At 71.3% G+C, this 2156-nt stretch carries 2 protein-coding genes; both read left to right on the forward strand.

The genetic code is table 11. The annotated features are described in order from the left end of the window. The coding region (locus tag ACWF94_RS39275) for an acyclic terpene utilization AtuA family protein (protein WP_453499890.1) at positions 1-1504 on the forward strand (1504 nt) is incomplete at its 5' end. 55 nt (positions 1505-1559) lie between these two features. Further along, positions 1560-2156, forward strand: a 597-nt coding sequence (locus ACWF94_RS39280) for an IclR family transcriptional regulator (RefSeq protein ID WP_453499892.1), incomplete at its 3' end; no start/stop codon positions are given.

The raw sequence follows: 2156 nt of genomic DNA on the forward strand, positions 1-2156 counted from the left end.
CGCCGACGCCGTCCGCGTGCTCCTGGAGCGCAAGAACGCCGAACTCACGGTCGCCTACGTCGACGGCGACGACATACTCCCCCGGCTGCCCGGCCTCCAGGCGGCGGGCCACCGGATCGAGCACCTGCACACCGGGCTTCCGCTGTCCTCATGGGCGTACGAACCGCTGAGCGCAAACGCCTACCTCGGCGGGTTCGGCGTGGCCCGCGCACTCGCCGGGGGAGCCGACATCGTGGTCACCGGGCGGGTGGCCGACGCCTCGGTGGTGACCGGTGCGGCCGCCTGGTGGTGGGACTGGAAGCAGGACGACCACCACGCGCTCGCCGGCGCGATGGCGGCCGGCCATGTCATCGAGTGCGGCCCCCAGGCCACGGGCGGCAATTTCTCGGGATTCCGCTCGGTGCCCGGACTGGACGGCCGTCCCGGGTTCCCGATCGCCGAGATCGACGCGGACGGGTCGTCGGTCATCACCAAGCACCCCGGAACCGACGGCATGGTGACCGCGGACACGGTCATCGCGCAGTTGCTCTACGAGGTCGGTTCCCCCGCCTACCTCAACTCGGACGTGGTCACCCATCTCGACACCGTGCACATCGAGGACCTCGGCGGGGACCGCGTACGGATCAGCGGAACCCGGGGCACCCCGCCGCCGCCCACCACCAAGGTGGCGGTCACGGCGCTCGGCGGCTGGCGCAACTCCGGCACCTTCGTACTGACCGGTCTCGACGTCGACGAGAAGGCGGCGCTCGTCGAGCGCACCGTCCGGGCCCGGTTCGCCGGCGTTCCGGGCATCGACAAGCTCACCTTCACCAGAATCGGGACCCCCGCCGAGGACCCGAAGACCCAATGGGCCGGCACCTCGCTGCTGGAGATCTGCGTCCAGGGCACGGAGAAGGCGGCCGGTCGGGCGTTCAGCGACATCCTGGTGGAGATGAGCCTCGCGAACTACCCGGGCCCGTACCAGACCGCGCGGCCCGGCCGTGGGAGCAGCTACGGAACGTACTGGCCCGGCCTCATCGGCCAGGACGAGCTGCGGCACCGCGTGGTGCACGCCGACGGCCGGGAGGAGTTCGTGCCCTCGCCGCCGCACCGCGCGGAGCCGGCCGGCCGCGCCGAGGCCGCTCTGGTACCCGCCCGGTCGAAGCCGGTGGCCGAATCCACCACCGTCGTCGCGCTGGGCCGTATCGCGCACGCGCGGTCGGGCGACAAGGGCGGCGACGCGAACGTCGGCGTGTGGGTCACGGACGACGAGGTGTGGGAGTGGCTGCGCTCGGCCCTGGACATCCCGGCCTTCCGGCAGCTGATGCCGGACTCCGAGGGACTGGAGGTCTTCCGGTACGAGCTGCCGAACCTGCGGGCGCTGAACTTCGTCGTCCGGGATCTGCTGGGTGCCGGCGCCACTTCCACCGTCCGCCCCGACCGGTCGGCCAAGGCGCTCGGCGAATGGCTGCGGGCGCGGCACCTGCCCGTGCCGCACCGGCTGCTCGACCGATATACCTTGTAGTCCGTACTCCGCCTGTCAGCCGACCGGCCCGGTTCCCAACCATTCCCGAGCGGACATGCCTGCCAGAAGCCATCGCACCGTGGACCGGGTGGTCCGGATCCTCGAAGCCGTCTCGACAAGCCCCGGCGGACTCTCCCTGGCCGACCTGGCCAAGGCGATCGACGCCCCGAAGAGTTCGCTGCACGGGTTCGCCAACGGACTCGTGTACGCGGGCTATCTCATGGAGCACGACCAGCGGTACTTCCTCGGACCGGGACCCACCGTGCTCTCCCTGCGCGCCAACCGCCTGCTGTCGGGGACCGTCAGCCACGACGATCTGGCCGCGCTGCACGAACGGTCGGGATGCAATGTGCTGCTGGGAGTCCGGGTGGGGCACCACATCGTCTACACCGACGAGGTGGGGGACGTACCGAGCCTCGAATACGTGGCGAGGACGCGGAAGAACCGGCCCATGCTGACGACCGGCGCAGGCCGGGCGCTGCTGGCCTTCCTCGGCGAGGACGAGTTGTACGCCGTCCTGGCCGCCCAGCCGGACCAGGATGCCGTCACCCGGTACCTCGACGACGTGGACACGATCCGCCGGGCGGGATACGCGGTCAATGCCGTCAGCCCCTCCGGCAGGGGAAGCTCGGTGGCCGCCCCGGTCCTGGAC

This window comes from Streptomyces sp. NPDC055078 (genome assembly GCF_053607985.1).